The sequence below is a fragment of the Micromonospora sp. WMMD754 genome, from assembly GCF_049315235.1.
Classification (GTDB): domain Bacteria; phylum Actinomycetota; class Actinomycetes; order Mycobacteriales; family Micromonosporaceae; genus Micromonospora; species Micromonospora sediminicola.
Window position 1 is genome coordinate 3,943,523 of record NZ_CP186058.1, and the last position, 23,815, is coordinate 3,967,337.

Below are 23,815 nucleotides of genomic sequence, written 5' to 3' on the forward strand. Positions count from 1 at the left end.
GTCCGCGCGGCAGCCACCGGCCCCGACGGGCCGGCGCACCCCGAGGACTAGACGTCGGCCCGGTCGACGGTCTCCCCCCGCCGCAGCTCGGTGTGTGCCTCGGCGAGGAACCGGTCCCGGTCGTCCCCGTGGGCGATCGCCGTGTTGTAGAACGCGTCGATCGCGGCGGCCAGCGGGTCGTCGTCGGCCAGGGCGGTCAGGGCGGGCAGCGCGACGGCCTGCTGGAGCATCTCGGTGACATCCTGTGCGCCGAACGCCTTCGGGTTCGGCCGGAGCGGGACAGTGGTGCGGGGCGCCTCGGGGTCGGAGAGCATGCGCCGGAACGCGGCGGCGCCGTGCTGCTCGGTGAACGCCGGGGGGAGTGGCCGACCGGCTTCGGCGGCGGTGAGGGCCTCGGCGATCCAGTCGAGCTGCTCCAGCCCGGCCACCCGCATCGCCCGGCGGGCCGCCCAGCAGGCCGCCTCCCGCTGGCGGGCGGCGGGCAGCGCGTCGAGGCGGTCGAGCATCCGGCGGTCCATCCGCGCCAGGGACTGCGTCTGGCCGCGGAGCCGGCGGATTCGATCGGACGGTGGCGGGCCACCCCACCGCTCGGCCTCCTGCGCGGCCCGGAACCGGCGGTGCTTCTCGGCGCGCGCGGTCGCCTCGGCGGCCTGCGCCCGCAGCGTCCCGACCCACGGATACGTCCCGTCGCCGTCGAGCAGGTGGTCCCAGATCAGGCCGAGGGCGGCGGCGTGCCGGCCCCGCACTCCCTCGTGCCGCAGCGTCACCCCGTCGGGGCCGGTCGTCAGCCGTACGGTGGTGGGCTCGTCGTCCGGCAACGTGGTCAGCGGTTCGGGGAAGATCGACTCTTCGGCGCTCGCCCACGACCAGCGGAGGGTCTCCGCGTCGATCCGCTCCAGGCGCACCTCCAGGTCACCGACGGGGAGCACGCCGACCGGCAGGTCCACCGGGCCGGGCCGGTGGCGGACCACCGTCACCCGGGCCAGGCCGGTGTCGTCCTCGTAGGGGTCGGGTGGGAGCGGGGGCAGGATCGCCGGCCGGGTGGACGGGCGCGGCACCAGGGACAGCATCGCCCACTCGGCGGCCTTCGCCGGCTTCTGCTCCCAGGCGCGTCCCTCCGGGTCGGCCCGCACGGTGCGCCAGGGTGTCTCCTCGCGCACCGCCCAGACGTGCAGTTCGTGCTGCTCGGGCGGGTCGTCGTCGGTGCGTACCGTCTCGTGCAGGCGGTGGCGGGCGTGTATGCGCACCCGGATCAGCCCGCGCGGAACGGCGACGTCGACGAGGGCGTCCGCGACACCGCCCATCAGGCCGACGACCGACAACCGGCCGCTCGGGCTCCAGAGCGTCGCCTCGCTGACCGCGTCCCAACCGGAGTCGACAAGCGTCGGCGGCCCGGACCGGACACGCAGGCGCGCCTCGATCGGTGCGGTGTGGACGCCGCAGAAGCCGGTGACCTGATGCGGCCCGCCCACGTGCAGGAGGTCGTCGCCGACGGTGTAGATCGGCGTACCGGGCGCACCCGGCACGGTGATCACCTGGTACTGGCAGTAGTCGACGTGCAGTCGCGCCCAGGCGGTCATGCGGCGAGCTGCCGCAGCACGGTGGGGTCGGTGATCGAGTCGTCGGCGGCGAGCATGATCGCCTTCGACAGGATCGTCGACAGCATCGGATCGTCCTCGAACGGCAGGTGCAGCCGCCCGGTCCCCCCGCGCGCGGGGACGATGCACAGGTAGGCGTCGTTCGGCTCCATCATGATGTTGCCCGAGCCGAGGTGGATCCGGTAGCCGCGCAGGTTCCCGCGTACGTGCAGGTAGCGGTCGGCGAGGGTGACCCGGCCGGCGATGGCCATGCGGGGGAGCAGACGGGCCAGGGCGTCCCGGCGCACCTGCGCCGACGGGGTCAGCTCCCCGACGACGGTGCGGTGCCAGTAGTCCCGGAACCGGTCCGCGCCGCGGTCGGCCCACTGCGGGTCGGTGGCGATCGAGGTGACGCCGACGAACAGGTCCACGTCCCGCATCGCCTCGGTGAACACCAGCGGCGGTACGTCCGTGACCGGTGCGGCATGCCAGGTCGTGCCGTCGTGGCGGGCGAAGCGCACCTGGTCGGTGGAGCAGTGGTGCACGTCGTAGTCGCGCGGATCGTCGGTGTCGACCAGCTGGTGGTGGAAGGACGCCCGCCACGCGCCGCCGCCGAAGAGCTTCGTGGCCTCGCTGTCGTAGCCGCCGTCCCACGTGCCCAGGTAGCCGGCCTGCCAGCCGCGGGCGCGCATGAGCGCGTTCGCCTGGCGGTAGCGCAGAATGTGCGCGGCGAACCGGTTGGAGTAGGCGCTCGTCCGCTCCTCGGCCGGCGTGAGCAGGTAGACCTCGCGGAAGGCCTGCTTGAACGGCTGCGTCAGGCCGGTCGCGAGCACCCGTTCGCGCCAGGCCAGCGTCTCGTCCACTCCGGCGCGGACGGGATGCCACAGCCGGACGCGGTCCCCGCGCGCCGGCCGCCCGTCGAGACCGACGATCGCCCACCCGTCGTCGTCCTGGCGGGGCACACCCGCCGACCAGTCACTCCCGTCGGTGCTGGTCTCCCAGATCAGGCGCCGCCCGTACGTCCCGGTGATCGGGTGGTCCAGGAACCGGGACACCCAGTCCGGGTGGGCCCAGGTGCGATCCTCGGACAGCAGTGCCTCGACCCGCTGCCGCTCGGCGGTCAGCGTCGCGTTGACGCCCTTCACCAGGTCGCGCAGCTGCTTCAGCTCGTCGGCGTGGGTCTCCTTGACCGCCGCCGGGACGCCCCTGAGCGCGGTGCCGCCGCGGGCGAAGGTCAGGCGCGACTTCTCGCCCTCGACCCGCACCATTGCCTCGTACGGGCCGACCTGGACGCGCCGGCTCCCGTCGGGGTCCAGCCCGTGGTCGTCGACGGCGAGTTCCATCACCTCGCTCAGCGACCATCCCCGCAGGGCGCCGAGGCCGGCCAGCGCGGTCTGCACCCGGGCGCGCACCGCCTTGTTCTTCACGGTCGCCGCGAGCCGCGCCAGGGTCCGCACCGGCGCCTCACCGTCGCGCCCCGCGAGCAGGTGCACGGCCGCGATCGCGGTGCGCTGGGCGTGCGGGAACCCGGACGCCTGGCGGGGTGCGGCCGAGGCGGCGGCGGTGACCGCGGCCAGCAGATCCGTGGCCGCCTCGTCCGACTCCCGCGACAGCGCCCAGACCAGGCCACGGAGGAGGCGGTCCGAGTCGTCGTGCACGGACCGCCCGTGGGCGGCGAACGCCTCCAGGATCGCGCGGACCGCCCCGCTCCCGTCGGTCGCGGTGCTGAGGTGCTGGTCGAGGGCGCGGAGCCATCGCGCCGGCGCCGCCGGCTTGTCCAGCGAGGCGCAGTGCGCCAGCAGCTCGGGCACGCCCGGCGCGGCGATGACGTCGCCCAGGCCGGCGCGTACGAGCGGGCCGAACTCGTCCCCGTGGTGCAGCAACCAGGACGGCACGCGACAACCGGTGGCGCGGTCCAGCGCCTCCCCGATCAGCGTGACGACCCGGCGTCGAGGGCCTGCCGCCGGGTAGTGGCGCGCGGTGAGGTCGTCGAACAGGGCCGAGAGCGCCGGCACCAGATCGGCCAGGTCGGCGGGGGCCAGGTGCGCGGCGATCGTCGCCGGCAGCTCCAGGTCGGCGCCGTCGTCATAGCCGTGCCCCCGGCCGGCGACCTCCAGGCACCACAGCAGATCCGCCCGGGTCCAGTCGGGCCCGCCCTCTGCGAGATTCCGCAGGACGTCGTTCAGCGCCGTCGGAGTCGAGCCGGTCGCCGCCTCCAGGTGCATGGCCAGCGCGGCGCCTCGGCGACGCTCGGCCGACCACGACTCGGTGACGGCCCACTCCGATGTGCGGGTCACCGACGCTCCCCAGTAGTAGGTGGCCGTCCTCCGGAGCACCGCCCGGATCCGGGCATCCGCGTCGACCAGGCCGGTCTCCACCGTCCGGCGGTCCGCCGCGCTCAGCGCGGGAAGCAGCCGTGACCAGCGGGCCACCTCAGCCACCCACCAGGGGAACGAGCCGCACGAAGGCCACCTCGGGATCCGCACGCAGGTCGATCTCCTCGTCCAGGTCCTCGACCTGGCGGTCACCGAGCAGCAGCACGAAGCCGTTGCGGGCGAAGGCGGCGCAGGCCGCGTCCGCCTGACGTTCCCAGTCCAGCCGCCGGCCCCGGCCGACCCGGTAGCCGTTCAACGTCGTCTCCGCGTCGGTCGGACGCACCAGGCCCCGGAAAAGGTCGGCCTGGGCGGCGTTGAACCGCGCGACCTCCTCGCGGACGCGCAACCGCACCAGCTCCCGCGCGGAGATGCGCTCCGGCAGGCCGGTCAACGGCCACTGGTCGATCGCCCTGCCCGTCGCTGTCTCGTCCCGAACCGTCACCGTGGCCATCGCGCCGTGCTCCTCGCCCTGGGGTGAGCGGGATCATGGCACGCGGGTCCGACGAAAACGTCCGGTCAGCCGCCCGGGCAGCGGGTGTCGCCGCCGCTGTGTTCCACGCAGTGCCCGGGCGGGCCGGGCGTCGCCGCCGGGGCCGGATCGAGGTCCCGGCCGGCGAGCACGGCGAACGGTACGGCGGGCACGGCGATCACGACGGTCAGCACCAGGAAGACGACCGCGGTGCGGACCAGCCGCAGGTGGTAGGCGACGAGCGCGACGAGGGCCGGCCCGGCGGTCGCCACCAGCGCGCCGACCAGCAGGGCCAGGCTCGCCCGGCGCTGAAGGGCCTGGAACTCGCCGGGCTGGTCGCCGTAGCTGACGCTCCACTGCTCCAGGCCGATGCCCACCCACCAGACGGCTGTCGCGATCAGCGCGCACACCCAGAGCAGGACCAGGAACGCCACGACCGGGCCACACCGTCGGCCCGTGCCGACCGCTTCCGAGGACATGCGGTCCAGCCTGGACGGTCCGGGTGCGACGGGCATGAGTCGGCGTACTCAGGACCGTCGGGCGAGGAAGCGCAGATACTCCACCCGGTCGAACGGGTTGCCGTCGGTGCGGGGCCGGCACGGCGGGTCGCCGGACACCGGACGGTCGCCGCCGGACGTCGACCACCACAGTCCTTCCCCGCGGGACAGGTCCGGCAGCCGCCGCTGCGCCTCCGGTTCGAGCCGGGCCGGCAGCATCCCGCCGATCCGCCAGCCGGCCGCGGTCTCCTCGGCGCCGTCGACCCGGGCGCCGAGCCGACCCAGGTACGACGTGACCGGGCCGAGCCGGTCGGCCGGCACCTCCGCCTCGAACCGACGGCACGGCTCGAAGACCCGGGTGCCGGCCTCGGCCAGCGCCTGCATCAGGACGTACGGCGCCAGGTCCCGGAAGTGCCCGGCCGTGGTGATCGGCGACCAGTAGCCGCTGTGCGTGAGGGTGACCCGGACGTCGGTGACCGGCCAGCCGTGCCGGCCCTGGTCGAGGGCGGCCCGGGTGGCCTCCTCGACGGCCTTGTGGAACGACAGCGGCAGCGCGCCGAGTTCCACCTCCAGCCGGTAGTCGACCCCGGCGCCCGGCTCGACCCGGAAGCCGACGGTGCCGAAGAAGCCGTTTCCGATGATCTCCACCGCCGTTCCGGTGCCGGTGGGCCGCTCGACGTGCACGATCCGGCCCGGTTCGAACTCCGCCTCGATCCCGTACGTCTCGGCCAGCGTGGCCGCCAGCACCTCGCGCTGCACCTCGCCGTAGAGGAGCACGCTCGTGCCGCCCTCCGGGGCCACCCGGGTGCGCAGGAACGGGTCGGTGTCCGCGAGGTCCAGCAGCGCGGCGTGCAGTGCCACCGACCGGGCCGGGTCACGGGGTCGGACCACCGCCTCCACTGTCGGCGCGGGGAAGTGCGACCGGCCGTCCAGGCCGGTCGGGCTGCCGAGCTGGTCGCCGAGGCGTACCCCGGTCAGGCCGGTGACCCGGGCGATGTGCCCGGCGGTCAGCGTGGCCGGCCCCGTGTGGTCGGCGGTCGCGCCGGCCACGTCGAGCCGGGTGATCCGGGCGCGGGTCGCGGTGGTCCGGCCGTCCGGCTCCCGGCGGTACGCGACGACGCGCTGCCGCGCCCGCAGCTGCCCGCCGTAGGAGCGCAGGTAGGCCACCCGCTCACCGCCCGCGTCGCGCTCCACCGCGAAGACCCGGGCCCGCGGCGCGGGCTCGGCCGGCGGTGACGCGGGGAGCAGGGACACGACGGCGTCCAACAGTTCCGGTACGCCGGCGCCGGACAGCGCCGAGCCGAACAGCAGCGGGTGGACGAGCCCGGCCGCCGTCTGCGCCCGCAGCGCCTCGTCGATCCGGTCCTTCCCGGGCGGCAGGTCGTCCACCAGGGCGGCCAGCAGCTCGTCGTCGTGGTCGGCGAGGACCTCGGCGACGCGGTCGGCGTACCCCGGATCGTCGGGCCGGACGGTCGCCCCGGGGGTGCCGGGCGCGCGGACCGTGCCCAGCGGGGCGACGGCCGGGGTGAGCAGCCGGCGCACGTCCGCGACCAGCTCGTCGGTGCGCGCGCCCACCCGGTCGATCTTGTTCACGAAGATCAGTGTGGGCAGCCGGAGTGACCGGAGGATCCGCATGAGCCGCCGGCTGTGCGGCTGCACCCCCTCCACGGCCGACAGCACCAGCACGGCCGCGTCGAGCACCCCGAGCGCGCGTTCGACCTCCGCGACGAAGTCGCTGTGGCCTGGGGTGTCGAGCAGGTTGACCTGGCGGTCGCGTACCCGGAAGGGGGCGACCGCGCTGCGGATGGTGATGCCCCGGCGACGCTCGATCTCGCCGGTGTCGGTCCGGGTCGTGCCGGCGTCGACGCTGCCGAGCCGGTCGACGGCGCCGGTGGCGTGCAGCAGGCGTTCGGTCAGGCTGGTCTTACCGGCGTCGACATGGGCGACGATGCCGAGGTTGACGGTCTGCATGGGTCGACGGGTCCTCGAAAGCTCGCGTCCGGATGGGCGGGAAGGTTTCGAGTCCTCGCATCGCCGTGCTCCCGTCGGTCGGTTCGGCCCGTCTCCGGGTCAGGCTGGCACGGTCGGACGCCGCCGGTCCACCGAAATAGCCGACCGCTTGATTCGATAGGCGACGGTCAATAGATTGTCGGTGGGCGCCGCCGACGCCCGGGTGACCGGCCCGTCGGCGGCTGACAGGTCCACCCCGAGCCGGGCACGTCGGTCGTACGCACCGACCAGTCGCCGTGGCGCATCGCCGCGCCGCACCCAGGGCACGTCGTCGCACCGCGTCCCCGCCGGACGCGCGCCGCCGCGCCGCCTCCGCCCGCTCGACGCAGAAGGACTTCCCATGACGATTCTCCGCGCCCGCCCCGCCCCGACCCTGGCGGTCGTCGCCGCACTGGCCGCCGCCGTGGCCGCGACCGGAACGGCGGTGCTCACCGGCCCGGCCTCGGCCGCGCAGGGCTGCCGGGTCGACTACACCCCCAACCGGTGGCCCGGCGGATTCACCGCCACCGTCAAGGTCTCCCCGGGCGACACCGCCGTCTCCGGGTGGACCGTCACCTGGACGTACGCCGGGGACGACCGGGTCACCAACGGCTGGAACGCCACGGTCAGCCAGTCCGGCGCCACGGTCACCGCCCGCAACCTGTCCTACAACGGCAGCATCCCGGCCGGCGGCTCCACCGAGTTCGGCGTGCAGGGCACGTACGGCACCGGCGGCGGCACGCCGACCGGGTTCACCCTCAACGGCGTGGCCTGCAACGGCGTCGGGCCCACGCCGACCGGAGCGCCCACCACGACGGTGCCCACCACCGCCCCGCCCACCACGGCCCCGCCCACCAGCGCGCCGCCCACGACCGTCCCGCCCACGACCGAGCCGCCCCCGCCGCCGACCGGGTGCGCCGGGGCGGTGCTCTGCGACGGCTTCGAGACCCAGACCGGCTCGACGCCGTCCGGCGACTGGACCGTGGTCAACCCGGACTGCTCCGGCGCCGGCACGGCCACCGTCGACACGAGCACCACGCACAGCGGCAGCCGGGCGATCCGGATCACCGGCGCCGCCGGATACTGCAACCACGTCTTCATCCGGTCGACGCGGAACCTCGCCGGCCTGGGCAGCGTGCGCTACGGCCGGATCTGGGTCCGGCACACCACCGCCCAACCCACCGACCACACCACGATGATCGCGATGACCGACGCCGCCGACGGTGACAAGGACCTGCGGATGGGCGGCCAGAACGGGGCCCTGCAGTGGAACCGCGCGTCCGACGACGCGACGCTGCCCGAGCAGAGCCCGGCCGGGGTGGCGCAGAGCGTCCCGCTGCCCACCAACCGGTGGGCCTGCCTGGAGTTCATGGTGGACGGCGCGGCCGGGCAGCTCCGTACCTGGCTGGACGGGGCCGCCGTCGCCGGGCTGACCGCCGATGGCGTACCGACGCACGACATCGACGGCCAGTGGTACAACCGCACCTGGCGACCGCAGCTCACCGACCTGAAACTGGGCTGGGAGAGCTACGGCGGCGGGGCCGACACCCTCTGGTACGACGACGTCGCGGTCGGGTCCAGCCGGATCGGCTGCTGACGCCGGGAGGGAAGCCTCAGCGGAAGACCTGTTCCCAGAGTCGCGCGTCAGCCCGGTCGTACCAGCGCGTGAAGCCACACGCCCAGGCGACCGGGTCGCGCAGCCGGGCACTGCCCCAGCGGTCCTCGCCGGAGACGAGGAGCCGCGAGCCGATCGTGTAGCCGTTGCCGGATTCGGAGGCGCGCTCGTCGGGCGGGAACATCGCGACGGTGGTCCGATCTCCCTGCCCACCCCGATACCAGCGGGTGACGGCGAAGGTCACCGACACGTACGGGTCGGATCCGTCGCCGTCGGCCGGCCGATCGGCGACGCCGAGCACGGTGCCGTCGAAGGCGAATGCGCGGCCCGCCAGGGTCGCCCGGCTGTAGGCCTCAAGGCATGAGGTCGCCACACCGGGCACGAACGCGTCACCCTGCCGGGCCGGAGCCGGCGCCTGCTGGGTCGACCGGGACGGGCCGGACGTCGCCAGCGGCGCTCGGCCGTCGGGGCCGGTCAGGCCGCTCCATGCGAGAACCCCCACGGACACGACGACGACGCTCGCCGCGACGGCCACCGGGCCGACGAGGCGCCGAGCCCGGGCGCGGGGGACTGGTGGCCGGTCGTCGACACCCATCCGGCTGATCTTGTCGAACATGGCCTGCTTGGCTTCTTCGTCGGTGAGCAGCGCGGATCGGTCGCTGTCGAGACGGGTCGCCTGCCGGACGTACTCGTCCAGGCGCTCGCGTCTGCGCGTCATCGGGAACCCTCCTGTCCGCCGAGGGCGGTCGGCCTCGACACCTGTTCATGTCCGGGCTGGCCGCGGCGTTACACCGGCAGGCCCTCGGCAGCCAGCTCGCGGGCGAACCGGGCCCGGGCCCGGTGCAGGCGTACCCGGGCGGTGGTGGTGGTGCAGTCCAGGACGCGGGCGATCTCGCCCGCGCTCAGACCCTCCGCCGCCACCAACGTCAGCAGGTCACGGTCGTCGGCCCTCAACCGGCCGAAGGCGCGGGCGATGGCGATCCGGGTGCCGGCGATCGCGGAGGCCGGACGGGCGTCGTGGCCGTTCTCGGCCACGCCGGCGCGGAGCCGAGCGTTCAACCGCTCGCGTCGCCGGGCGCCGCGCGCCTGATTGGCGAGGACGTTACGCGCGATGCCGTAGAGCCAGAGTCGCGCGCTGGACCCGTCGGGCGCCTGGTCCTGGCGACGCCAGGCGACGAGGAAGGTCTCGGCCACCACGTCTGCGGCGTCGTCGGGGGACGGCGCACGGCGAAGCGCGTACCTCATGATCAGCTCGTAGTGCGCCGCGTAGAGGCGTTCGAACCCGGCGCGGTCGAGGCGAGGGCTGCCGCGGCTGGCCGTACCGTCTGTCGCCCGCATGCCCTCGCCTCACTTCAACCCTCGCTGGACGCACCTACCGTGAGATGTCCGGTTCCGCCGGGAGCGTTACACCCCGGTCCCGGATCGAACGTGCGGGCCGGCGCGCGCCTGCCCGCACGGACCGGTCAGCGGGTGATGGAGTAGAGACCGGCGAGAAGCACGGGATTCTCACCGCCGATGTCCTCCCGGGTGTTCGCGACGTAGTAGAGCACGTCGTTGCTGAACACGTTGTGACCCAGGCCGAGGGTGTGTCCGACCTCGTGGGTGGCCACGTTGTTGCGGGTGAAGGTCGTGGGCGAGTAGTAGTCGTTGAGCTGGATGCGGTGACCGGACTCGGCGAAGGCGCCGCTGGTCGCGCCGGACGGGTAGGTACGCGTCGCCCGGCCCACCCAGCCGGTGGCGCCGTAGTTGCCGGAGAACACGTCGACGCACCGGGCGCCGGCCAGGGACGGGCAGCTGTTCCAGTAGTACCAGCTGTCGATGTTCGCCACCTGGTTCCACTTGGGCACCGCTTTGCTTACCGGCCAGCTGGAGCCGGAGTGGTCGTTGAACCGGACGATCGGGTCCTCGTGTCCGTTGTTCCGCCAGAACGACACCGGGCAGGTGACCGTCCGGGCACTACCGTAGGAGCAGGAACTCGGAGCCGCCGTCGAGAAGTCGGACGACCGGGTCACCCGCACGTCGCCGTGCCCCTGCGCACGCAGGCCGGCGGCCAGCTGGTCCGGCGTGACCCCGGGCACCGGCAGGTAGGTCTGCACGATCGTGGCGTCCTTCGTGACCCGCACGGTCTGTACGGTGGCCTGAACCGCGGGATCGATCGTCGCCACCTCGCCCGTCCGGCCGCGCATCCCGGCGAGCTGCCGGTCGGTGAGCTTCGGGTAGGTGTGCAGAGAGGTCACCGGGCTCTTCGCCTTGACGCCCGGGTCGGGCGCACCCGGCCAGCTACCGTCGGGCCGCCGGGTCGCCAGATAGTCCGCATACTGCTGGTCCGGGTCGATCGTCGTGGCCGGTGTGACGGTCGCGCCCGCTCCCGTGACGGCGTCGGCGTGCGCGGAGCCGGCCATGGCGAGTGACACCAGCACGGCGGTGGCCGCCGCCATGCCGAGGAGCCGTCGTGGCCGTTCGGAACCCTGTGCTTCGAGCATCGTTCGTCCCCGTTCCGTAGAGGGTGTGATCGCCGCTTCGGTCTGCTCGGCTGCGGCGGACGCCGAGGATGTCCGGTCCGGGCCCTGTCGTCGGACCGTGCTGGATCCATGGTGGACGTGCTGCCTTGACGTCGTCTTGCAGGACCCTTGCACGCGGCGCGCGTACGTCTGCGCGGTCGGTTAGCCGACTCCGGGTCGCCGTCGAAAGGGCCGGACAGTGTCGGACGCGTGTGAAAGTATCGGTGACGGACGATGCGTCACGGGGGTGGGCATGTTCCGGTTACTCGGTCCGTCGGGCCTCCACCTGGCCGACTCCGCGGTCGACCTGGGGTCGACGAAGCAGCGGCTCGTGTTGGCGGTTCTCCTGGCCGAGGCGGGACGCACGGTCACGGTGGCGAACCTGACGGAGCGGGTCTGGGCCGATGGGGCGCTGCTCGATGCCCGCAATGCCGTCTACACGTACGTCAGTCGGCTCCGCAGGGTGCTGGAACGGGCGGCGGTCGCCGGCGCGGAACGCGCCCTGGTGGTCCGGCGTCCAGGGGGGTACGCGCTCGACGTGGACCCCGACCTGGTGGATGTGCACCGGTTCCGGCGGTTGGTCGCCACGGGCATGCGGGACACCTCCGGCCCTGCGGCGCGGGCGATGGTGTTGCGTGAGGCGTTGGACCTGTGGCGGGGAACGCCGCTGATCGATCTTCGCGGTGAGTGGGCGGCGCGAACGCGGGCAGCTTGGTGTCAGCAGCATTTGGAGGCGACAGTGGCATGGGCGGACGCCGAGCTGCGGCTCGGCGTCGGCGCCCCGGTCGTCGGCCCGCTGGTCGAGCTGGTCGCACAGCACCCCTTCGACGAACCCCTGCTCGCCGCGCTGATGCGAGCCCTGCACAGCACCGGGCGCAGCGGGAAGGCGCTGGACCTCTACGCCCAGATTCGCCGACGGCTGCTCGGCGAACTCGGCACGGAGCCGGGCGGTGAACTCCAGGCCGTCCACCTGAGCATTCTGCGGGCAGGTCCGGTCACGACGAGCGCGACCGGGACCGATCACCCGTCCGCCGCCGGCACCAGACCGGCTCAGATCCCGCCTGCGGTCGCGGCGTTCACCGGCCGGTCGGAGAGCCTCGACCAGTTGAACGCCATGGCGCTCGCGGCCCGGGAGGCGGCGGCCTGCACGGTGGTCGCAGTCGTCGGCACCGCCGGGGTCGGCAAGACGGCGCTCGCCGTGCAGTGGGCGCATCGGGCGGCCGGGCGTTTTCCGGACGGGCAGTTGCACCTGAACCTGCAGGGGTACGCTGCCGGCCCGCCGACGCGCGCGATCGACGCGCTCGGCGAGCTGCTGCGGTCGCTCGGTGTGCCGAGCACGCAGGTGCCGGTCGACCTGGCGGAGGCTACGGCGCGCTACCGCTCCGTTCTCGCCGGCCGGCGGGTGCTGGTGCTGCTGGACAATGCCCGGTCGGCCGACCAGGTCCGTCCACTGCTGCCCGGGAGCGCCGGCTGCCTGGTGCTGGTCACCAGCCGTGACCGACTCGGTGGACTGGTCGCCCGCGACGGTGCCCATCACCTCACCCTGGACGTGCTGACCAGCGGGGAGGCTCAGATGCTGCTGGAACGCCTGCTGGGCCACGACCGTGTCCGCGCCGAGGCCGGTGCCGCCGCCGAACTCGCCGAGGCCTGCGCCTATCTACCCCTGGCGATGCGGGTCGCCGCCGCCGACCTCATCTGCCGCCCGACCCTTGGCATCGCCGACCGGGTGGCCCAGCTTCGCGACGGCAACCGGCTCGCTGTCCTCTCGCAGCACGGGGACCGAGAAACGGCGGTCAGCGAGGCCTTCGATCTGTCCTACCGGTCGGTGTCCGCCGAAGCCCGACGCCTGTTCCGCTTGCTCGGACGAGCGCCGGGCACCGACTTCGCCGCTGCCGTGGCCGCCTCGCTCAGCGCCGCCACCCCGGCGGAGGTGGCACCCTTGCTGGACGAACTGGCTGCGGCCCATCTGATCAACGAACACGTGCCCGACCGGTTCACCTTTCACGAACTGCTCCGGCAGTACGCGAACGACCGTGCCGAGTCGGTCCAGCGGAGGCGGCGTCGAAGGCGGGCGCTTCGCGTGCGCGGACGGCAGACCGTCGACCCGACGCAGGTGCATGCCGGACGATGATCGAAAGAGGGCCGCCGGGCGTGACGGCCTTGCCTCGGTCCGGATCGAACTCTAGGAGGATCCCGCACCCGGAACTGGTGTGACCGCTAGCCGAGTACGAGGCGCTCGACCAGAGTGCACCGTGACGGGTGTACCGCTAGTCGGATTCGCCCGGTCGACGGTTCCCGAGATGCTCCTCGATTCCGGCGGTCATTCGAGCGAACTCGGCGGCCAGATCGACGCCGTACCGGTCCGCGAGGACGAGGATCGACCACAGGCAATCGGCCAGTTCATGCCCGAGCCGTTCACGAGCATTGGCGATCTCCCGGCGTCCGTCGACAGCCATGACAAGTTTCGCGAGGTCACCGACGTCACCGACGAACCCCAACGCGAGGTCGCCGGTGTTCCACACCGCTCGGCCCGCTGCGATGTTGTGACGATCGTAGGAGTCGGCGATGGCAACGGCCCTCAGCCGCAGACTTTCAAGATCCATCTGCGTAACCTACAGCGGTTACGCCGGCCGACGTGCTGCTGCCTGCTCAATGCCGACAGGGCGGCTCGGTCCGCGTCTTCTGGCCTGCCAAGCGGTAGGTGACCCGTCCCCGGTGCCCGCAGGGCACCGGGGACGAGGCACGTTCAGGGGCTGGTGCAGGTCAGGCCGCTCGGCGCGGTGGCGCCGTCACCGGTTGCGGTGAACCCGAACGTCGTCGAGGCGTTCGGGCCGAGCGTGCCGTTGTAGGGCGCGTTCCGGACGGCGACGGTGCCGGTGGTGCCGGTGTTGACGCCGCTCCAGAGGCTGCTGATGGCCTGGCCGCCGGCCAGGGTCAGCCGGACCGTCCAGCCGTTGAGGGTGGCGGTGCCGGTGTTGGCCACGGTGACCTCGCCCTGGAAGCCGCCCGGCCAGGTGTTGACGCTGCGGTACGTGGCCGCGCAGGGGCCGCCGGTCGGCGGGGGCGTCGTGGGCGGCGTGGTGGTCGGGGGAGTGGTGGTCGGGGGCGTGGTCGTCGGCGGGGTGGTGGTGGGCGGGGTGGTGGACTCGAACTGGGAGAAGAACCGCCAGATCTCCGCCGACGTCCAGGTCCGGGAGTCGTTCGGGCTGGGCGAGCCGTCGACCGGGCTGGGCGTGTGGTCGCCGTCGAAGGCGGCCCACTGCACGGGGTATCCGGCCCGGCAGCCGGTGTAGGTGGTGGTGACGTGGGTGAGGCTGCCGCGGCTCGGCTCGCGCGGGCTCTGCGCGGTGCAGCCGTTGTTGCGGACGAACGTGTCGCGCAGGGACCGGCCCATCGAGATGTTCAGCACGCTGTCGTAGATGCCGTGGATGCCGAAGTAGGCGACGGGCTGGCTGCCGCCGTTGCAGCCGCTGAGGTTGGCGCCGGACAGCACGGTGACCGCGCGGACGACTGTCGGTCGGGCGCAGGCGACCGCGTAGCTCATCGCCCCGCCGTAGCTCCAGCCGAGGGCGAAGCGCTGGGTCGTGTCGACGCAGAGGTCGTTCTCGACCTGGCGGGAGATGTCGTCGAAGAGCGTCAGGTCCCGGCCGTTGGTGTTGGCCCAGCCGTTGTCGATGCCCTGCGGCGCCACGAAGATCGTGCTGTTGTTCGACAGCGGCAGGAGCCCGTAGTAGCCGGCGGAGGCGACGTTGTTCGCCGAGCCGTTCAGCCAGTGGAAACCGAAGATCAGCCGGTAGGGGCGGTTCCGGTCGTACCCGTCCGGGATCCGCAGGATGTAGCTGCGGTTCTGTCCGCTGCTGGTGATGGTGCGGGTGCCGCTGGTGAGCGTGGGGGCCTTGCCGCAGCCCGCGGTCGCCGCGAGCGTGCCGTTCGTCGCGGCCTCCGCCGCGCCGCCGAGGCCGCCGCTCAGCGCGCCGGCGGTCGCCGCGAGGAGGACGGCCGCCGCGGCCAGGGACGATAGGAGCTGTGTACGTTTCACCATTGCTTGCCTCCGTGCCGTGGGGTGGTGTGGTGCCGGCGGTGCGCGCAGGGGTGTCCGTCGCTGCCGGGATCGCCCGCGGGGTGGCGTGGAGGCGTGGGCGTGCGGCCGGGGCCTGACGCGTCCGGCGGCCACCTGTGGCGGCTGGCAACGGCGGATCGGCCCGGACTGGTCATCGGCCGGTCGGTCGGGCGGCGAGAGCAGGTGCCTCGAAGCGCCGTGCCGAGTGGCGGGTGACCGGGAGCGTGCCCTGGCGCTCCCGCGCCAAAAGATAGCAGGTTATCGATAACATACTCAACCGCCCCGGCGGCGAGCAGGGCAGGTGTGAGCGATAACAGGATCCGGGTGGCGGTCGGTGCGGCCCGCTGGGCGGTTATCGTTCGGGCGTGCACATTCGCTTCGCCGTCCCGGCCGACCCCGCCTACCCGGGCCGCGTGGCCGCCGTGCTCAGCGGCGTCCGGCTGCGCCGGTTCGGCCGGATCGGCGCCGTGCTGGCGGCGGTCGGGGCGCTCGGTCTCGTCGTCGCCCGGACGTCCGGGTGGGGCGACCGGTTCTCGACGCTCTGGCTGGCGCTGCTCGTCGGCGGCGTGCTGTCGATGCTCTACGCGCCGTGGGTGCGGTGGCGGGCCCGACGCCGCTCCGCCGGCTACGCCGTCGAGGGCGGCTACGACATCACCGACGACAACATCATGATGCGCAGCGGCTCGGAGTCCGGCGGCATCGCCTGGGACGGCGTGGCCCGGGTCGAGGAGACGCCGGAGTTCTGGATCGTCTACGTCGGCCGGATGCCGGCCACCGTGATCCCGCGCCGGCTGATGTCCGCCGGCGACGACGAGACGTTGCGTGCCTTCATGGCCGGACGAGGGCTCCTGACACCCCGGTGAGCGCGGGCGGGCACGGCCGGCGTGCCGGGCGGCCCGTCCCGCCGTAGAGATGCACGCGGTGGTCGAGGTCGCGCTCCGGCTGGCCCCGCTCGAAGTGGTCGCGGTCCACCCAGCCGTGGCTGACGTGCACGACCCAGTCCTCGAAGTACCAGCTCGGGCTGCACGAGCAGCCGGTGAACCGGAAGTTGGCCCGGTAGCGGCCCACCTGACCCGGCGCGAGCGCGAACAGGTGGCTCGACGCGCGCGGGTGCGGGTAGGCCGTCCAGGTGGGCAGCCGGTCGACGCCGACCGTCACCTCCCGGCGGCTGAGCCACAGACCGACGGCGTGCGCGCGACCCGGGCTGCCGGCCAGCACCTCGTGCCGGGGCGCGTAGCCGTCCGCCTCGTCGACCAGGACGTCGTGGATCACCACCTCGGCCTCCGGCAGCTCCCGGGGCAGAGCCACCGGCTGGTTGAGGCCGCGCCGGGCGTTCGCGGCCGGCGCGCCGCGCGCCGCGGCCGGCCACCGGACCCGAACCCGCTGGATGAGGATCACCCCGCCAGAGTGACCCAGCCCCGCCGGGCACGCCAGCCGATTTCCTAGGCGAACCGGTCCGCCAGCGTGGTCAACCTGCCGACGTACGCGGGCCAGTCGTACTCGTCGGGGACGTTGGTGTTGGTCTCCCGCAGGCCGATCGCCGTGTCGAGCTGCTCCCGCAGGATGTCGGCGTGGCCGGCGTGCCGGGCGAGGTCCACGGTGACGTGGGTGATGATCCGGTGCAGCGTCACGGCCTGCCGGCCGGGTCGCCACCACGGCACCTGCCCCGGCGCGTCCAGCGGGAGCTGGTCGATCGTCTCGTCGGCGAACGCCGCGACCCGGCGGTAGAGGTCGATCAGGCCGTCCTTGGTCTCGTCGTCCCGCGCGTACCAGTCGGCCTGCGGATCCGCGTCGTACGCCTCCATCGGGACCAGCTCGCCCGGGGTGGGGAACTCCCGGCCGAAGGTCGGCCCGAAGTAGCCGGCCTCGACGTTGAGGCAGTGCTTCACGATGCCCAGCAGGTTGTTGCCGGTCGCGGTGCGGGGGAGCCGGGCGTCGCGTTCGCTCAGCCCGTCGAGCTTCCAGAGCAGGTCCTCGCGGGTCTCCCGAAGATAGAGGTGCAGTGCGTTCTTCACGTCGCCCAGGTCAGCCATGCCCGCCAGTCTCGCGCACGGGTCGGACACCGTGGGTCAGCCCACCTGGCTGTTGTCCTTCAGCTCACCCCACCCGTGCCAACGGTCGACCTCGATCAGCGCGCTGACCCGGGCCCGCTCGCGGCGCGGGTAGGGGTTGCCGGTGTAGTGCCGGGCGAGTCGGTCGATGTCCGCCAGGTCCACGTCGTCGCGCAGCTCGGCCACGTGCCCGATGATGCTCAGGTGGGTGTACCAGCCCTGCTCGTCAAGCACGGTCAGGGTGACCCGGGGGTCGTTGCGCAGGTGAGCCAGCCGGCGACGGCCCTCGTCCATGTTCACCAGGATCCGGCCGTCGTCCCACAGGTACCAGGTGGCCGCGGAGACCGGTTGACCGTCGGGGCGCAGGGTGGCGATGACGGCGGGGTTCGGCTTGCGCAGCATGGCGACGGCGGGCTCGGGCAGCGGCGGCTTCGACATGGCTCTCCTCTTCGCGACGGTGCTGTCTTCGCACTGTACGGACCGGTCGAGCCCGCCGCTGGGGATGCGCGGCGGCCGCCCGTCCCGGCCCCGCCGGTCCCAGGATGGGCGGTGCCTGGTTGCGCCGGCCGCCGGCGGGCACCGTTCGGGGTGCGGCCGGAGACTCCGGCACGCGGAAGGGAACCCATGACCGGCGACAAGCTCCCCGGCGGCACCTACCAGGTCGGGGACCTCACCCTCACCCGGGTCGGCTACGGCGCGATGCAGTTGGCGGGCCCGGGCGTGTTCGGGCCACCCCGCGACCGCGACGCCGCCGTCGCCGTCCTGCGGACCGCCGTCGAGCTGGGCATCCGGCACATCGACACGGCGGACTTCTACGGCCCGCACGTCACCAACGAGATCATCCGGGAGGCGCTCGCGCCGTACCCCGACGACCTGCACATCGTCACCAAGGTCGGCGCCCGCCGGGACGAGCAGGGCGGATGGCCGCACGCCCGCACCCCGGCCGAGCTGACCCGACAGGTGCACGACAACCTGCGTCGCCTCGACCTGCCGGCGCTGGACGTGGTGAACCTGCGGGTCGGCGGCCTCGACGCACCCGAGCCCGGCTCGATCGCCGAGCAGTTCGGCGCGCTCGTCGAGCTGCGCGACCAGGGGCTGATCCGGCACCTGGGGTTGAGCACGGTCACCGCGGAGCAGCTTGCCGAGGCGCAGTCGATCGCCCCGGTGGTGTGCGTGCAGAACTTCTACAACCTGGCCCACCGTGGCGACGACGAGGTGGTCGACAGCACGGCCCGGCAGGGCATCGCGTACGTGCCGTACTTCCCGTTGGGCGGCTTCTCGCCGTTGCAGTCGGACGTCCTGGACCGGGTCGCGAAGCGGTTGGGGAGCACGCCGATGGCCGTCGCGCTCGCCTGGCTGCTGCACCGCTCGCCGAACATCCTGCTCATCCCCGGCACGTCCTCGGTCGCGCACCTGCGCGAGAACGTCGCCGGCGCGGCGTTGGACCTGCCCGCCGACGCGCTCGCCGAGCTGGACGCGATCGGCGCACCGGCGGGCTGACCACCTCGGCGGCGCCGCGTGTCCGGTGCGCCACCCAGGGTAGACATCCATCGATAGAGTCGGGGCGGCCGCAGCGAGGTGACCGACCGGAGGAGGAGCCGTGAGATTCCTGCCGTCCCGATCTCGACCGATCCCCGCCGACCTGGAGCGGCGCGCGCGTTCCGGCCTGGCCCTCTTCGAGGCCGGCCAGTACGCGGCCGCCGAGCGCGCCTGGCGCACGCTGTTCGCCGACTGCGAGCGGCAGCTCGGCCCGGCCCATCCCGAGACGCTGCGCACCCTGGACCGGTGGGGGTCCGCGCTGTTCCGCCTGCGTCGGCTCGGCGAGTCGGCGCAGCGGCACCGGGAGGCCCACCACCGGGCCGCGGCCGGCCTGGGCGCCGGCGACCCGGTCACGCTGGTCTACGCCTACAACCTCGGGTGCGCGCTGGTGGTCATGCACCAGTGGGGCGAGGGCCTGCCGTTGCTGGAGGACACGCTGCGCCGCCAGCGGCGCAGGCTCGGCCAGGACCACCCGCAGACCCTCGCCACGGCCAAGACGCTCGGCGTCTCGCTGTTCATGGCCGGCGACGCCGGAGCCGCGCTGGACCTGCTGCGGTCCAGCTACGAGCGGGCCGCCCGGGCGTTCGGCCCGGACGACCCGCTGACCCGCGACATCGGCGAGAACCTCCGGGTGGCGCTGCGCAACACCCGGACGTACTGAGAGCCGCCGTCCGGGGCCCGGCGCCGGTGGTTCACCGGCTCGGGCGGGTCGCCGGTCGCCCGACGGCGCCGGCGACCGCGCGCCCGCCGGGGATCCGGCCGGCGTCGACCAGCCGTCGCACCGCGGCCTGGTGCGGCACGGCATGGCTGGTACGGCCACCCGCCCCGGACGTGGTGGTGGCGGTGAACAGCGAGTTGAGCACGGCCTCCTCGACCGAGTCCAGAACCGCGGCGATGACCGGGTCGAGCTGCGCGTCGGGAATGGCCGGTCGGCCCGGTTCCGCCGTGCTGAAGGCGATCGCGTAGTCGCCGCTGCCGTTGGCGTACGCGGCGCCGACCCGGCCCATGGCGAAGACCGCCCGGCGGGCGAGCCGCCTGAGCTGCCGTGCGTCCAGGCAGGCGTCGGTGGCTACCACGATCATGCACGAGTTGCCGGGCGGCTCGGCGCGGTCGGCCTGCGGGACCAGCTCGTCCACCGGCAGCGGAACACCGAGCACGGTCAGCACACCGCCGAAGTTGGCCTGCACCAGAACGCCGACGGTCACCGGGGTGTCCGGCGCGCCCACCACCCTGGACGAGGTGCCGATGCCGGCCTTGTAACCCAGTGCCGTGGTGCCGGCGCCGGCACCCACACACCCCTCCGGTGTCGGCCCAGCGGAGGCTCGGTCGATGGCGTCGAGCACGTGCCCCTCGGTGATCGGACGTCGGCGGATGTCCGACAGATGACCGTCGTTGGTCTCGCCCACCAGGGGGTTGAACGACAGCCCGTCCGGTCGGCGCCGCATCAGGTGGGTCAGCACCGCGTCCGCCGCCCGGAAGACCGACAGCGTGGCGGTCAACACGATCGGCGACTCCAACACGCCGAGTTCGTCCACCTGGGTGGAGCCGACCAGCTTCCCGTACCCGTTGCCGGTGTACACCGCCGCGGGCAGCGACCACCGTTGCGGGCCGAGCTGCGCCGGCACGACCGCGGTGACGCCGGTGTGCAGCTCGACACCGTCGTCGACGGTGGTGTGCCCCACCGACACGCCGGCAACGTCGGTGATCCCGTTGTGGCCCCCGGTCGGTAGCCCTCCGACCACGATGCCCAGGTCGCGGGCGCGGCGGGCGGCCAGCCTCATGACGCGGCCGAGCGGTCGTCCGCCGGCGCCGCCTGTCGTGGCTCACCGAGCCGTATCGCATTCGCCATGGCGGCGGAGCCTAGTGCCGGACGGCGGTCGAGTCACGAGCGGGCCGCCCGGGCGTTCGGCCCGGACGGCCCGCTGACCCGCGGGACCGGTTCCGGCGGGTCAGGCGCGGATGCTCCACTGCTGGTTGGCGCCGCCGTGACAGTCCCAGAGGTTGATCCTGGTGCCGTTGGCGGTGCCGTAGTTGGCGGCGTCCAGGCAGCGCCCCGACTGGACCCCGCTGATCGTGCCGTTCGCGTTCAAATTCCACTGCTGGTTGGCCTGACCGGTGCAGTCCCAGACGATCACGCTGGTGCCGTTGGCGGTGCCCCGCCCGCTGGCGTCCAGGCACTTGCCGCCCAGCACCTGCAACTGCTTGGCGGAGGTGTAGGTCCAGCGCTGCGGGGTGCCGCCCCAGCAGTCGTAGAGCTGCACCGCGGTGCCGTTGGTGGTGCTGCCGTTCGGCACGTCCAGACACCGGCCCGACCCGGTGTTCACCACCTGCACGTTCTGGTAGGTGCTCCCGCCGCTGCCCGGCGTACCGATGCTGCCGGACACCGACTGGAGCGCGCGGTACCAGACGGCGGCCATCTTGTCGTAGCCGGTGGCGGTCGGGTGGACGCCGTCGATCAGGTCGGCGGTGGTCAGCGCCGAGTGCTGGTCGACCAGGTGTACGCGCCGGCCGGCGTTCACCTTGGCCTGGACGATGCCGGGGACGGCGGCGTTGAACGTGCGTACCGCCGACTCCTGGCCCGGGTTGGCCAGCGGGATGATCTGGGCCACGAACACGTCGGCGTCGGGCGCGGTCGTGGTGATGCGGTCGATCAGCGCGGAGAGCCGGTTCGGCGCGCCGGCGACGTTGTAGTTCTGGAGGATGTCGTTGGTGCCGATGTGCAGCAACACGGTGCGCGGCCGGTAGTTGTTCAGCCAGCCGGTGATGTTCGCGTCGATCTGGTCGATCCGCCAGCCGGGGTGACCCTCGTGGTCGTGGTCGCCGAGGTTGCCCGGCCCGTTGAACTGGGAACCGACCAGGTCGACCCGGTAGCCGGCACCGGCGAGCCGCTGCCACAGACCGATCCGGTAGCCGCCGGGGACCTGGGTGCCCTCGGTGATCGAGTCACCCAGCGGCATCACCCGGACCCCACCGTTGGACTCCGCGCCCGCCGGACCGGCCGGGACCAGCAGGCCGGCGACCGTCATGGCCAGCGCGGCGAGCCACGCTCCTGCCCTCGTTCGCATGACTGTTCCTCTCAGGGACTGGTGCAGGTCAGGGACGGCGTCGACGGGGAGCCGTTCGCCAGGAAGCCGAACGTGGTCGAGCCGGCGGCGGGCACGGAGCCGTTGTAGGACACGTTGCGCACGGTTGCGGCGGAGCCGCTGGTGCTCAACGTGCCGCCCCAGATCTGGCTGACGCTCTGCCCGGTGGCCAGACTCCAGCCCACGGTCCAACCGTTGATCGCCGCGGCGCCGGCCGTGACGGTCACCTCGCCCTGGAAGCCACCGGACCAGGTGCTGGTGGTGCGGTAGCTCGCGGTGCAGGCGTCGGTGGTCGGCGGCGGGGTGGTGGGCGGCGGGGTCGTCGGCGGCGGGCTGGTCGGCGGCGTGCCGCCGCCGGTCGGGGTGAACCGCCAGTGGTCGACGTTGAACAGCGAGCCGCTGCCACCGGTGAACCGTAGGTAGAGGTCGTGGGTGCCGGTGGCGCCGCTGACCGCGCACGTGGTGTCGGTCCAGGTCTGCCACCCCCCGGTGCCGGACACCCGGCAGGTGCCCACCACGGTGCCGGTGGCGCTGTCGAGGCGGACCTCGATGGTGCCCCCGCCGGCGGCCGAGGCCACCCGGGCGGTGTACGAGGCCGCGCCGGTGCCGAAGGCCACGCCCTTGACCTTGATGTAGTCCCCGTTGTCGATCCATCCGACGTTCATCCCGCCGGCGCTGCTCGGCTCGGTCTCCACCCCGGAGCCCCAGGCGATCGTCTCGGCCTCCTGCCGGACGTACGGGTTCAGCGTGCCGACCTGCGGGGCACCGGCGGTCGACATGCTGATCGTCGGGATGGAACCGTCCGCGCCGTAGGAGAACTTCTCCACCGCCACGGAGCGGGTGAAGCCGCCCCCGCCCGGTAGTGCCCCGTTGTGGTAGAAGAAGTACGAACCGCCCTTGAAGTCGACGATCCCGGGGTGGTTGGTGAAGCTGCTGCCCTGGGTGGGCATCACCGTTCCGCGGTAGGTCCACGGCCCCAACGGGCCGGGCGCGGTGGAATAGGCGATGAACTCCGAGCAGCACTTGGCCGCGTAGACCAGGTAGTAGAGGCCGTTGCGCTTGTAGACCCAGGGCCCCTCCTCGAAGAGGGTCGGCCGGGTCGCGTCCCCGGTCCGGGTGCCGAAGCCCGCCGTGGTCAGCGGGATCTGCGTGGGGCTGCCCGCGTACGAGGTCATGTCCGCGTTCAGCTTCACGTACCACAGGCGCGGGTTGCCCCAGTAGAGGTACGCCTGGCCGTCGTCGTCGATGAACACGGTGGGGTCGATCTCGCCGTTGCTCACCAGCGGGCGTCCGATCGCGTCCCGGAACGGGCCGGTGGGGCTGTCCGAGACCGCCACGCCGATGCCCATCTGGCCGGTCGCCCGTACGGTCATCGGCACGTACCAGTAGAACTTGCCGTTGCGGTAGACCGCCTGGCCGGCCCACGCGTCGGACTTGGCCCAGCTGAAGCTGGCGATGGTGAGCGGGGAGCCGTGGTCGGTCCAGTTCACCATGTCGTCGGACGAGAAGACCCGCCACTCCTTCATGGTGAACCAGGTCGAGTTGTCCTCGTCGTGACCGGTGTAGAGGTAGACCCGGCCGTTGTGGACCAGCGGCGCCGGGTCGGCCGTGTAGATCGTCTGCACGATGGGGTTGTCGGCCCGGGCGATCGCCGGGAACAACCCCAGCAGGGCGAGCAGGCTGGCGACCAGGGCGATCCGGCGCCTGGTCCGATGCCGGGACCGGGCTGACGTCGCTCTCCGTCGCCCCGGACCGCCGGCGACCGGGTCGGCCGCGGCGGGCACGACGAGCGGATGGGAGCGTCCGGCCCGGCCGGGCCGGAGACGGGAGATGACCATGACGGCTCCTCGGGTACGCGAGGCTCCCGGACCGTCCGTGCCGGCGAGAAGCCTCGCGGGTGGTGGATTGCCGTCGATGGAAACGCTAACAGTCGCGGCGTCGACTCAACCGCTGGAACCACGACCTCGGGACGGAGATCGTGCAGGCGGCGGGGTCGGGTGTGCCGACGGTGGTGGCCTGCCGGTCACCGATGTTATCGCAAACATCGACGCCGGTAATT

The 23,815-nt window shown here is 73.1% G+C and carries 21 protein-coding genes; 5 read left to right on the plus strand and 16 right to left on the minus strand.

Going from position 1 to position 23,815, the window contains the following annotated elements; all coding sequences use genetic code 11:
- Positions 1 to 47: 47 nt before the first annotated feature.
- The 5 genes from ACN27B_RS19225 to ACN27B_RS19245 all read right to left on the minus strand — a co-directional run bounded on the left by ACN27B_RS19225 (position 48) and on the right by ACN27B_RS19245 (position 6,889).
- On the minus strand, positions 48 to 1,580 hold the full coding sequence (locus tag ACN27B_RS19225; protein ID WP_422741162.1) for a hypothetical protein: 1,533 nt from the start codon (positions 1,578 to 1,580) through the stop codon (positions 48 to 50).
- Positions 1,577 to 4,009, minus strand: a complete 2,433-nt coding sequence (locus ACN27B_RS19230; protein WP_422741163.1) for a DUF4132 domain-containing protein — start codon at positions 4,007 to 4,009, stop codon at positions 1,577 to 1,579. Before ACN27B_RS19230 ends, ACN27B_RS19225 begins: the two co-directional genes overlap by 4 nt.
- A gap of 1 nt (position 4,010) precedes the next feature.
- Positions 4,011 to 4,403, minus strand: coding sequence for a hypothetical protein (locus tag ACN27B_RS19235; RefSeq protein WP_099161830.1), 393 nt, complete (start codon positions 4,401 to 4,403; stop codon positions 4,011 to 4,013).
- Between the two features lie 65 nt (positions 4,404 to 4,468).
- The gene (locus tag ACN27B_RS19240; RefSeq protein WP_422741164.1) at positions 4,469 to 4,900 is read right to left on the minus strand and encodes a hypothetical protein; all 432 of its coding nucleotides are present in this window, start codon (positions 4,898 to 4,900) and stop codon (positions 4,469 to 4,471) included.
- Positions 4,901 to 4,948: 48 nt separating this feature from the next.
- Positions 4,949 to 6,889, minus strand: a complete 1,941-nt coding sequence (locus ACN27B_RS19245) for a GTP-binding protein (protein ID WP_422741165.1) — start codon at positions 6,887 to 6,889, stop codon at positions 4,949 to 4,951.
- A gap of 379 nt (positions 6,890 to 7,268) precedes the next feature.
- Here ACN27B_RS19245 and ACN27B_RS19250 point away from each other — a divergent pair, with 379 nt between their 5' ends.
- Complete coding sequence (locus ACN27B_RS19250; protein WP_422741166.1) at positions 7,269 to 8,504, plus strand: cellulose binding domain-containing protein; 1,236 nt, start codon at positions 7,269 to 7,271, stop codon at positions 8,502 to 8,504.
- A 16-nt stretch (positions 8,505 to 8,520) separates the two neighbouring features.
- Here the strand turns inward: ACN27B_RS19250 and ACN27B_RS19255 are convergent, their stop codons facing one another.
- The 3 genes from ACN27B_RS19255 to ACN27B_RS19265 form a co-directional block, all read right to left on the minus strand.
- Positions 8,521 to 9,240 carry a hypothetical protein gene (locus ACN27B_RS19255; protein WP_099161827.1) on the minus strand — a complete coding sequence of 240 codons (720 nt, stop codon included), beginning with the start codon at positions 9,238 to 9,240 and terminating at the stop codon, positions 8,521 to 8,523.
- A gap of 68 nt (positions 9,241 to 9,308) precedes the next feature.
- The gene (locus tag ACN27B_RS19260; protein WP_396824661.1) at positions 9,309 to 9,860 is read right to left on the minus strand and encodes an RNA polymerase sigma factor; all 552 of its coding nucleotides are present in this window, start codon (positions 9,858 to 9,860) and stop codon (positions 9,309 to 9,311) included.
- Between the two features lie 125 nt (positions 9,861 to 9,985).
- Entirely contained in the window at positions 9,986 to 11,005 is a 1,020-nt protein-coding gene (locus tag ACN27B_RS19265) for a hypothetical protein (protein ID WP_396824662.1), read from the minus strand.
- 271 nt (positions 11,006 to 11,276) lie between these two features.
- On the opposite strand from ACN27B_RS19265, the gene ACN27B_RS19270 reads away from it, so the two are divergent.
- On the plus strand, positions 11,277 to 13,154 hold the full coding sequence (locus tag ACN27B_RS19270) for a BTAD domain-containing putative transcriptional regulator (protein ID WP_422741167.1): 1,878 nt from the start codon (positions 11,277 to 11,279) through the stop codon (positions 13,152 to 13,154).
- 136 nt (positions 13,155 to 13,290) lie between these two features.
- Here ACN27B_RS19270 and ACN27B_RS19275 read toward each other — a convergent pair whose 3' ends face one another.
- Positions 13,291 to 13,626: a nucleotide pyrophosphohydrolase gene (locus ACN27B_RS19275; RefSeq protein WP_099161823.1), complete on the minus strand. Its 336-nt coding sequence runs from the start codon at positions 13,624 to 13,626 to the stop codon at positions 13,291 to 13,293.
- Between the two features lie 143 nt (positions 13,627 to 13,769).
- Positions 13,770 to 15,065: a cellulose binding domain-containing protein gene (locus ACN27B_RS19280; RefSeq protein WP_099161822.1), complete on the minus strand. Its 1,296-nt coding sequence runs from the start codon at positions 15,063 to 15,065 to the stop codon at positions 13,770 to 13,772.
- A gap of 383 nt (positions 15,066 to 15,448) precedes the next feature.
- Here ACN27B_RS19280 and ACN27B_RS19285 point away from each other — a divergent pair, with 383 nt between their 5' ends.
- A complete protein-coding gene (locus ACN27B_RS19285; protein ID WP_422741168.1) occupies positions 15,449 to 15,946 on the plus strand; it encodes a YcxB family protein in 498 nt (165 codons plus the stop codon).
- On the opposite strand, the gene ACN27B_RS19290 is transcribed toward ACN27B_RS19285, so the two are convergent.
- From ACN27B_RS19290 to ACN27B_RS19300, 3 genes are read right to left on the minus strand one after another with little or no spacing between them, the layout of a single operon-like run.
- On the minus strand, positions 15,912 to 16,481 hold the full coding sequence (locus ACN27B_RS19290; protein ID WP_157779095.1) for a hypothetical protein: 570 nt from the start codon (positions 16,479 to 16,481) through the stop codon (positions 15,912 to 15,914). The genes ACN27B_RS19285 and ACN27B_RS19290 overlap by 35 nt on opposite strands.
- A 44-nt stretch (positions 16,482 to 16,525) precedes the next feature.
- Positions 16,526 to 17,116: a DinB family protein gene (locus ACN27B_RS19295; RefSeq protein WP_099161820.1), complete on the minus strand. Its 591-nt coding sequence runs from the start codon at positions 17,114 to 17,116 to the stop codon at positions 16,526 to 16,528.
- A gap of 36 nt (positions 17,117 to 17,152) precedes the next feature.
- Positions 17,153 to 17,572, minus strand: coding sequence for a PPOX class F420-dependent oxidoreductase (locus ACN27B_RS19300; protein WP_099161819.1), 420 nt, complete (start codon positions 17,570 to 17,572; stop codon positions 17,153 to 17,155).
- Between the two features lie 186 nt (positions 17,573 to 17,758).
- Between ACN27B_RS19300 and ACN27B_RS19305 the strand changes: the two genes are divergently transcribed.
- Both ACN27B_RS19305 and ACN27B_RS19310 read left to right on the plus strand, forming a co-directional pair.
- A complete protein-coding gene (locus ACN27B_RS19305) occupies positions 17,759 to 18,634 on the plus strand; it encodes an aldo/keto reductase family oxidoreductase (protein WP_099161818.1) in 876 nt (291 codons plus the stop codon).
- A 100-nt stretch (positions 18,635 to 18,734) separates the two neighbouring features.
- On the plus strand, positions 18,735 to 19,334 hold the full coding sequence (locus ACN27B_RS19310) for a tetratricopeptide repeat protein (RefSeq protein ID WP_099161817.1): 600 nt from the start codon (positions 18,735 to 18,737) through the stop codon (positions 19,332 to 19,334).
- Between the two features lie 31 nt (positions 19,335 to 19,365).
- On the opposite strand, the gene ACN27B_RS19315 is transcribed toward ACN27B_RS19310, so the two are convergent.
- From ACN27B_RS19315 to ACN27B_RS19325, 3 genes are all read right to left on the minus strand, one after another.
- Positions 19,366 to 20,454: a P1 family peptidase gene (locus ACN27B_RS19315; RefSeq protein WP_099161816.1), complete on the minus strand. Its 1,089-nt coding sequence runs from the start codon at positions 20,452 to 20,454 to the stop codon at positions 19,366 to 19,368.
- A gap of 168 nt (positions 20,455 to 20,622) precedes the next feature.
- Positions 20,623 to 21,738, minus strand: coding sequence for an RICIN domain-containing protein (locus ACN27B_RS19320; protein WP_357627128.1), 1,116 nt, complete (start codon positions 21,736 to 21,738; stop codon positions 20,623 to 20,625).
- Between the two features lie 11 nt (positions 21,739 to 21,749).
- On the minus strand, positions 21,750 to 23,594 hold the full coding sequence (locus tag ACN27B_RS19325; RefSeq protein WP_422741169.1) for a family 43 glycosylhydrolase: 1,845 nt from the start codon (positions 23,592 to 23,594) through the stop codon (positions 21,750 to 21,752).
- Positions 23,595 to 23,815: the final 221 nt, after the last annotated feature.